This is a genomic window from Streptomyces beijiangensis, from assembly GCF_017315755.1.
Lineage (GTDB): Bacteria > Actinomycetota > Actinomycetes > Streptomycetales > Streptomycetaceae > Streptomyces > Streptomyces beijiangensis.
Genome location: NZ_JAFLRJ010000424.1, coordinates 1 through 7954, shown reverse-complemented (window position 1 = coordinate 7954; position 7954 = coordinate 1). Strand labels below are relative to the sequence as shown.

8 protein-coding genes are annotated in these 7954 nt (G+C 72.1%); 2 read left to right on the top strand and 6 right to left on the bottom strand.

What is annotated here, in order from left to right; translation table 11 throughout:
- The 4 genes from J0695_RS33470 to J0695_RS33455 form a co-directional block, all read right to left on the bottom strand.
- On the bottom strand, positions 1 to 431 hold a 431-nt coding region (locus J0695_RS33470; RefSeq protein WP_206968530.1), incomplete at its 3' end, for a methylated-DNA--[protein]-cysteine S-methyltransferase.
- 12 nt (positions 432 to 443) lie between these two features.
- Complete coding sequence (locus J0695_RS33465) at positions 444 to 1913, bottom strand: AlkA N-terminal domain-containing protein (protein WP_206968529.1); 1470 nt, start codon at positions 1911 to 1913, stop codon at positions 444 to 446.
- A gap of 49 nt (positions 1914 to 1962) precedes the next feature.
- Complete coding sequence (locus J0695_RS33460; RefSeq protein WP_372445860.1) at positions 1963 to 2484, bottom strand: O-acetyl-ADP-ribose deacetylase; 522 nt, start codon at positions 2482 to 2484, stop codon at positions 1963 to 1965.
- 8 nt (positions 2485 to 2492) lie between these two features.
- Positions 2493 to 3908 (bottom strand): phytoene desaturase family protein, encoded by a 1416-nt coding sequence (locus tag J0695_RS33455; protein ID WP_206968527.1) that lies wholly within the window; start codon positions 3906 to 3908, stop codon positions 2493 to 2495.
- A gap of 85 nt (positions 3909 to 3993) precedes the next feature.
- Here J0695_RS33455 and J0695_RS33450 point away from each other — a divergent pair, with 85 nt between their 5' ends.
- Positions 3994 to 4788: a nucleotidyltransferase domain-containing protein gene (locus J0695_RS33450; RefSeq protein ID WP_206968526.1), complete on the top strand. Its 795-nt coding sequence runs from the start codon at positions 3994 to 3996 to the stop codon at positions 4786 to 4788.
- Positions 4789 to 4806: 18 nt separating this feature from the next.
- Here the strand turns inward: J0695_RS33450 and J0695_RS33445 are convergent, their stop codons facing one another.
- The gene (locus J0695_RS33445) at positions 4807 to 5652 is read right to left on the bottom strand and encodes an inositol monophosphatase family protein (protein ID WP_206968525.1); all 846 of its coding nucleotides are present in this window, start codon (positions 5650 to 5652) and stop codon (positions 4807 to 4809) included.
- 267 nt (positions 5653 to 5919) lie between these two features.
- Between J0695_RS33445 and J0695_RS33440 the strand changes: the two genes are divergently transcribed.
- Positions 5920 to 7320 carry an APC family permease gene (locus tag J0695_RS33440; protein ID WP_206968524.1) on the top strand — a complete coding sequence of 467 codons (1401 nt, stop codon included), beginning with the start codon at positions 5920 to 5922 and terminating at the stop codon, positions 7318 to 7320.
- A 79-nt stretch (positions 7321 to 7399) separates the two neighbouring features.
- Here J0695_RS33440 and J0695_RS33435 read toward each other — a convergent pair.
- The coding region (locus J0695_RS33435) for a gamma-glutamyltransferase (RefSeq protein WP_206968523.1) at positions 7400 to 7954 on the bottom strand (555 nt) is incomplete at its 5' end.

Sequence of the window (7954 nt, the reverse complement as noted above, 5' to 3'; positions counted from 1 at the left end):
CCCCCGTACCCCGTCAGGCTCCCCGTCGACCCGATCACCCGGTGGCACGGCACGATGATCCCGATCGGGTTCTTGCCGTTCGCGAGGCCCACCGCCCTCGAAGCCCCCGGCTTCCCCAGCGCCTCGGCCAGCTCGCCGTACGTCCGTGTCTCCCCGTACGGGATCAGCTGCAACTGCTCCCAGACGCTGCGCTGGAATTCCGTCCCCGCCAGCCGCATCGGCAGGGTGAACTCCTTCAACCCGCCCTCGAAATAGGCCTCCAGCTGCCGGACCGTCTCCCCGAAGGGGCTCGCGTCCGGCACCCCGAAGGTCACCTCCGGCGGGCGGTGGCGCTGCGCGGTCATATAGAGACCGCTCAGGACCCCGTCCGTCGCGACGAGGGTCAGCGGGCCGTACGGGCTCTCAACGATCGTGTGCTGCTTGTCGGGCATCACTGAACTCCCTTACGCCGGAAGGTGGTTGATGGGGTGGGACTCCGTGGCCCACAGGTACTGCACGGCATACGCCCGCCACGGCCGCCACGCAGCCGCCCGCGCGGTCAGTGCCGCCGGCGTCGCCGGCAGGCCGAGACCGCCCGCCGCACGGCGGATTCCCAGGTCCGACGGCAGGAACGCGTCCGGATCGCCCAGCGCCCGCATCGCGATGACCTCCACCGTCCAGGGGCCGAAGCCGGGCAGTTCCATCAGCTGGGCGCGGGCCTTGTCCCAGTCGCTGTCCATGCCCAGTCGCAGCGAGCCGTCCGCGAGCGCGCCGACCAGCGTGGTCAGCGTCGTGCGGCGGCTGCGCGGCAGGGCCAGGGCCTCGGGGTCCAGCGCGGCCAGCGCCCCGGAGGTGGGGAAGAGGTGGGTGAGGCCGCCCGCCGGGTCGTCCACCGGCACCCCGTGTGCGGTGACCAGCCGGGCCGCGTGCGTACGGGCGGCGGCCGTCGACACCTGCTGGCCGAGCACGGCGCGTACCGCGAATTCCGCCGCGTCGACGGTACGCGGCACCCGGCGGCCCGGGGCCTTGTCGACGAGCGGGGCGAGCAGGGGGTCCGTACGGAGCTGGTCGTCGACGGCGACCGGGTCGGCGTCGAGGTCAAGCATCCAGCGGCAGCGGCTGATCGCGATGGTCAGATCGCGCAGGTCGGTGAGGGAGAGCACGCAGGCGATGTGGTCGGCTGCCGGGGCGAGCGCCACGATTCCGTGCCCGTACGGGAGCGAGAGCGTGCGGCGGTACGCGCCGTCGCGCCACTCCTCCACGCCGGGGACGCCGGTCGCCGCGAGATGGCCGAAGAGGTTGTCGGGGTTGAGCGGGGCGCGGTACGGGAGACGGAGCGAGATCGCGCCCGGGGTCTGGGCCGCGATGCCGCGCGCGGCCCGGGTGCGGAGCTCGCCGGGGGCCAGGGCGAAGACCTCGCGGACCGTGTCGTTGAAGGTACGGATCGAGGAGAAGCCGGAGGCGAAGGCGACCTCCGCCATGGGCAGCGGGGTCGTCTCGATCAACAGGCGTGCCGTCTGGGCGCGTTGGGCGCGGGCCAGGGCGAGCGGTCCCGCGCCCAGTTCGGCCAGGAGCTGGCGCTCGATCTGGCGGGTGGAGTAGCCGAGGCGGGCGGCGAGGCCCGGTACCCCTTCACGGTCCACCACCCCGTCCCGGATCAGGCGCATCGCGCGGGCGACCGAATCGGCGCGGGCGTTCCACTCGGGCGAGCCGGGGCTGGTGTCGGGCCGGCAGCGCTTGCAGGCCCGGAATCCGGCCTGCTGGCAGGCGGCGGCGCTGGGATAGAAGGTCATGTTCTCGACCTTGGGCGGCACGACCGGGCAGCTGGGCCGGCAGTAGATCCTGGTCGTCAGGACGGCAGTGAAGAACCAGCCGTCGAAGCGGGCGTCCTTCGACTGGACGGCGCGTACGCAGCGCTCGGTGTCGGTGTGCATGGTTCAAGCATCAGGCACCGGAGCCGCTTCGGCTGGCGAGAATCCGACATCAGCCCTGAGCTGCCAGGGCCTCGGCGAACTCCCCGAACGCGTATTCGTCGAAGAGTACGAAGCGGACCTCCTCGACCGGCGCGGTCGCGCTCTCCTTCACCGTACGGATGGCGATGCGCGCGCCGTCGTCCATCGGCCAGCCGAAGATCCCGGTGGAGACGGCGGGGAAGGCGACGGTCTTCGCTCCCAGCCCGGCCGCCACCTTCAGCGCCTCGCGGTAGCAGGAGGCGAGCAGCGCGGAGCGGTCGTCGCGCCCCGACCAGACGGGTCCGACGGTGTGGATGACCCACTGGGCGTCGAGCTTGCCCGCGGTCGTCGCGACGGCCTGTCCCGTCGGCAGTCCCTTGCCGTAGTGCGAGGCGCGCAGCGCCCGGCAGGCATCCAGGATCTCGGGGCCGCCCTGGCGGTGGATCGCGCCGTCGACCCCTCCGCCGCCCAGGAGCGAGGAGTTGGCGGCGTTGACGATCGCGTCGACCTGCTGGTCGGTGATGGAGCCGCGCACGAGCGTGATGACCGTCATGGGGCTCATCATGCCTGGCGCAGACGCCGCCAGACGGCCTTCGCCGCATTGTGCCCGGACATGCCATGGACGCCGGGGCCCGGCGGGGTCGCGGACGAGCAGAGGAAGACAGCGGGGTGGGAGGTGGTGTACGGCGAAAGCGACATCTTGGAGCGCAGGAGCAGCTGCAGTCCGGTGGCGGCGCCGCAAGCGATGTCCCCGCCCACGTAGTTGGCGTTGCGGGCGGCGAACTCGGGCGGGCCCGCCGTGGCACGGGCGAGGACCAGATCGCGGAAGCCCGGTGCGAAACGCTCGAGTTGGCGCTCCACGGCGTCGGTGAGGTCGCCCTGCCAGCCGTTGGGGACGTGTCCGTAAGCCCAGAAGACCTGCTTGCCCTCGGGGGCACGGGAGGGGTCGACGAGGCTCGGCTGGACGGTGATGAGGAACGGTGACTCGGGGGCGGTACCGCCCGCGGCCTGCTTCAGCGCGGTGCCGATGTCCCGGCTGCCGGGTCCGATCTGTACCGTCCCCGCGTGCCGCGGTTCCTTGGCCGTCCAGGGCACGGGCCCGTCCATCGCGTAATCGATCTTGAAGACGCTCGCGCCGTACCGGTAGTGCTCGTACGCCCGCCCGAGGTCCGCGATCCTGGCGACGGCGGTCGGCGAGGTGTCGAAGATGTACGCGCGCGCGGGCGGCAGGTCGTCGAGGCGCTTCACCTCGAATCCGGTGTGCACCACGCCTCCGAGGTCCCGCAGATAGCCGGCCAGCGCGTCCGTGATCGACTGCGAGCCGCCGCGCGCAACCGGCCAGCCGCCCTCGTGCGCGGCCAGCGCGAAGACCAACCCGACGGCTCCGGTGGCGAATCCGCTCAGCGGGGCGATGACATGGGCGACCAGACCGGCGAACAGCGCGCGCGCCCGGTCGTCACGGAACCGCTTCATCAGCCAGGTCGAAGGCGGCAGTCCCGCGAGTCCGAATCGGGCGAGCGTGAGCGGGTCGCGCGGCAGGGCGGTCGACGGCAGCGACATGAAGTCGCGGGCGAGGGTGTCCCACTTCCCCAGGAACGGGGCGACGAGCCGCCGGTAGGCGCCCGCGTCCCGCGGCCCGAAGGACGCGGCGGTCTCGGCCACCGACCGCGCGAGCACCGCGGCCGTACCGTCGTCGAAGGGGTGCGCCATGGGCAGTTCGGCGTGCAGCCACTGCAGGCCGTACCGCTCCAGGGGCATGGTCTTGAAGACCGGCGATCCCGTGCCGAGCGGATGCGCGGCCGAACACGGGTCGTGGCGGAACCCGGGCAGCGTCAGCTCCTCGGTCCGCGCGCCACCGCCGATCGTGTCGAGGGCCTCGAAGACCTCGACCGAGAACCCCCTCCGGGCGAGCTCCACGGCAGCGGTCAGTCCATTGGGCCCCGCCCCCACGACGACTGCATCGAGCATCGACGGCACCTTGGGACTCCTTCGTCAGCCGTTGGCCAGGGCCCCAGGATATTCCCAGGCACTGACAACCCCTGCGCCGGTAGCCTCACGCCCCATGAAGTCCACCGTCGCGTCCATGGCCGACCGCCTCACCGCGCTCCCCTCGATCCGTGCGGTGGCACTCGGCGGCAGCCGCGCGCGGGGCGCCCACCGCCCCGACTCGGACTGGGATCTCGGCCTCTACTACCGCGGCGCCCCCGACCTCCCCGCACTCACGGCCCTGGCGGCGGAGTTCGCCGACGAGCCGGTCGAGGTCGCGGGCCCGGGCGGCTGGGGCCCCTGGGTCGACGGCGGCGCCTGGCTGCGGGTGAACGGCGTCGCGGTGGACTGGATCCTGCGTGACCTGGACCGCGTGGAGCGGGTCTGGTCGCAGTGCGAGGAGGGCCGTTACGAGGTGGGCATCCAGCCGGGCCACCCGCTGGGCTTCTGGTCGCCGGCGTACGCGGGCGAAGTGGCACTGGGCCGCGTACTGTCCGATCCTCAGGGCGAGTTGACGGCTCTCAGGACCGAGACCGGAACCTATCCGGAGCCGTTGCGCAAAGCGCTGTGCGACGCGTCCTGGGAGGCGGAATTCTCCGTGGCGGCAGCGCGCAAGTCGGCGGGCGGCGGCGACGTACTGCATGTGTCGCTGTGCCTGTCCCGGGCCATCGGCATCCTGGCCCAGTCGCTGCACGCCCACCACCGCACCTGGTGCCTCAACGAGAAGGGCGCCCTGGCGGCCACGGCAGCCCTCCCCCACACCCCGCCGGACTTCACGGCACGGGCCACGGCAGCCCTGACGGGCCTGGATCCGGCGGCGGTCGAGACAGCTGCCGACCTGGTGAAGGAGGTACGCGCGGTACTGGACTGATGGACGGGGCGGGATCCCTCAGCCGCCCGCCAGGATCCCCGCCACCCGCCGCGCCGTGGCCTCGTCCCTGGCCGCCGTGAACGGCATGGCGTTCCCACCGGTGATACGGAACGGCTCACCGGTCAGCGTCAGGTGCGCGCCACCCGCCTCCTCCACCAGGAGCATGCCCGCCGCGTGGTCCCATGCCAGCTCCCAGTTGAACGCGACCGCGTCCAGGGTGCCGCGGGCGATGGCCAGGTACTCCAGGCCCGCGGAGCCGCACGGGCGGGCCTGGATCCCCTCCGTCCGCAGGGCCAGCAGGGAGCGCTTCTGCTCGTCCGTGGTGAAGTCCGGGTGGGACTGGGCGATCTTGAGGTCCGCACCGGGCGCTGGTGCGCCCGCGTGCAGCGGTACGCCGTTGAGGCGCGCGCCCCGGCCCCGTACCGCGACCGCCATCTCGTCGAGGGCGGCGGCGTACGTCCAGGACGCCAGCAGCTCGCCCCGGTGCGCCAGCGCCACCAGCGTGCAGAAGCCCGGTTCGCCGCGGACGAACTGGCGGGTGCCGTCGATCGGGTCGACGATCCAGACCGGGACGTCACCGCGCAGGGCGTCGTACGACGAGGGGTCGGCGGACACCGCCTCCTCGCCCACGACCACCGAGCCGGGCAGGAGCGCCGTCAGGGCTGCCGTCAGATGGTCCTCGGCGCCGCGGTCGGCGACGGTCACCAGGTCGTGCGGGCCGGTCTTCTGGGTGATCTCGTGCGCGGCGAGCTGCCGCCAGCGCGGCATGATCTCGACGGCGGCCGCCCTGCGGACCGCCTCGTCCACCGCTGATTCGACCTCGGACAGGTTCTCGGCGAGCAGTTCACTGATCATGTCCCCCATCTCAGCACGGCCCGCTGACAGAGAAAGATGCGGGTGAGTTTTCCGCTCTCCGCTACGGATGGAGCACCTGGCGAAATCCGTTGCGACAAGCGTCACATGGCGATGGTTACGGCCGGTCCAGCGGGCAAGCGGTGCGGATTCCGTCGACAGGGGGATCTTGACGCGGTCTTGTCGCCGCCCGTTTGATGCCCGTTAACACCGCAACACCGCACGCGACCCGGAGGCGATAGCCCCCTTCCCCAGCACCACCCAGATCGGATTCCCCGCATGACCGACACGCTCCGGCCGCCTGCCTCACCGGTGGCCGTAGGAGAGGCCGAGGGCCGCCCCCGTACGCTCACCCGTTCCATCGGGGTCGTCGGCGGCACTCTGCTGACCCTGTCCTGCCTGACTCCCGCCTCGACGCTCTTCGTGATCGTCCCGCCGTTCTTCGCCGATCTGGGTACCGGCACCGCACTGACCATCGCCATCGCCGCCGTGCTCTGCATCGCCGTGGCGTTCTGCTACTCCGAGCTCGGCACCCTCGTCCCGAGTGCCGGCGGCGAGTACGCCATGGTCGGCACGCTGCTCGGGCGGATGGCGGGCTGGCTGGTCTTCGTCCTCTCGCTGATCGTCGTCATGATCGTGCCGCCGATCATCGCGCTGGGTACCGCCGAGTACCTCGCCCCGATCGTGCACATCGACGGTCAGCTCGCGGGCGCCGGTGTGATGCTCCTCGCCACCGTCGTGGGCCTCTTCGACCTGCGGGCCAACGCCTGGATCACCGGCATCTTCCTGGTGCTCGAAGTGGTCGCGGCCGCCGCCGTGGCCTTCCTCGGCTTCAGCCATGTCTCGCGGCCCGCGTCCGTGCTCGTCGACCCGGTCGTCGGTTCGGGCAGCAGTACGAGTCCGCTCACCGCGGCCGCCGTCATCGCCGGGCTCGCCCTCGCGCTCTTCGTCCTCCAGGGCTTCTCGACCGCCGTCTACCTCTCCGAGGAGATGGAGCAGCCGCACCGTACGGTCCCGCGCACGGTCATGTGGACCCTGGCCATCGGCGCCCTGGTCATCCTGGTGCCGACCATCGCGATCACCCTGGGCGCGCCCGATCTGGCGACGCTGAGCGAGGGCAATCTCGCCGCGATGGTGGAGCAGTGGAGCAACAGCACCGTCGGCACCTTCATCAGCCTGTGCATCGCGCTGGCGATCATCAACGCGGGCATCGTGATGGTGATCCAGAACTCCCGCGTCCTGTACGCGTCCGCCCGCGACCGCGCCTGGCCCGAGCCGGTCAACCGCGCGTTCTCCACGCTCAGCAAGCGGTACGGGGCCCCCTGGGTGGCGACGCTGCTGGTGGGCGTCCCCGGCGCCGTCCTCTGCTTCGTCCCCGTGGAGACGCTGAGCGGCGTCACCGGCGTCGCCGTGGCCGCCCTGTACCTGGTGGTGGCCGTGGGGGCGCTCGCGGCCCGCCGTACGCCCGCTGAGGGGCGCAAGGTGTGGCGGATGCCGCTGTGGCCCGTGGTGCCGGTGGCGCTGATCGCCGTACTGGCGTACGTACTGACGCAGCAGACCGCGCAGGACCTGCTGATCACCGGAGGTGTGATCGCCACGGCCTGTCTGTACTGGCTGTTCTACCTCCGCCCGCGGCAGGACAGCCGCTGGGTGATCACCCTGCCCGACGACGAGCAGTAGGCGCACAGCACGACGCATGACGCATGACAGAGGGGCCTCTCCGGCGAGTACCGGAGAGGCCCCTCTGTCGTACGTGGGCTCAGCGCCCGACCGCGTACCCCTGCATCCCGCGCGGGTTCGCGGCGGCGCTCAGCACGCCTGTGCGCGGGTCGCGGGCGACCGCGCACAGCCGCCCCTCCGACCAGGCGTCGCCGACCGTCACGTCGTGGCCGCGGCGGCGCAGCTCCTCGATGACGTCCTCGCCGATGCGCGATTCGACGGTCACCGAGCCCGGGCGCATGGCGCGCGGGTAGAAGGAGCTGGGGAACGAGTCGTTGTGCCAGTTCGGGGCGTCGACCGCGCCCTGGAGGTCGAGTCCGCCACGTACCGAGCCGCGCAGTGCGACCGCCAGGAAGAAGTGCAGCTGCCACTGGTCCTGCTGGTCGCCGCCGGGCGTCCCGAAGGCCAGCACCGGCACGCCGTCCTTCAGGGCGAGGGAGGGCGTGAGGGTGGTGCGCGGACGCGCGCCGGGGGTGAGGGAGTTGGGCAGGCCCTCGTCGAGCCAGGCCATCTGAAGGCGTGAGCCGAGCGGGAAGCCGAGCTCGGGGACCACCGGGTTGGACTGCAGCCAGCCGCCGCTGGGGGTCGCGGCGAC

Excerpts from the sequence above, each read along its gene's own strand:
- J0695_RS33465 (WP_206968529.1), bottom strand. The coding sequence starts at position 1,913 with ATGCACACCGACACCGAGCGCTGCGTACGCGCCGTCCAGTCGAAGGAC.
- J0695_RS33445 (WP_206968525.1), bottom strand. The coding sequence starts at position 5,652 with ATGGGGGACATGATCAGTGAACTGCTCGCCGAGAACCTGTCCGAGGTC.
- J0695_RS33450 (WP_206968526.1), top strand. The coding sequence starts at position 3,994 with ATGAAGTCCACCGTCGCGTCCATGGCCGACCGCCTCACCGCGCTCCCC.
- J0695_RS33440 (WP_206968524.1), top strand. The coding sequence starts at position 5,920 with ATGACCGACACGCTCCGGCCGCCTGCCTCACCGGTGGCCGTAGGAGAG.
- J0695_RS33460 (WP_372445860.1), bottom strand. The coding sequence starts at position 2,484 with ATGACGGTCATCACGCTCGTGCGCGGCTCCATCACCGACCAGCAGGTC.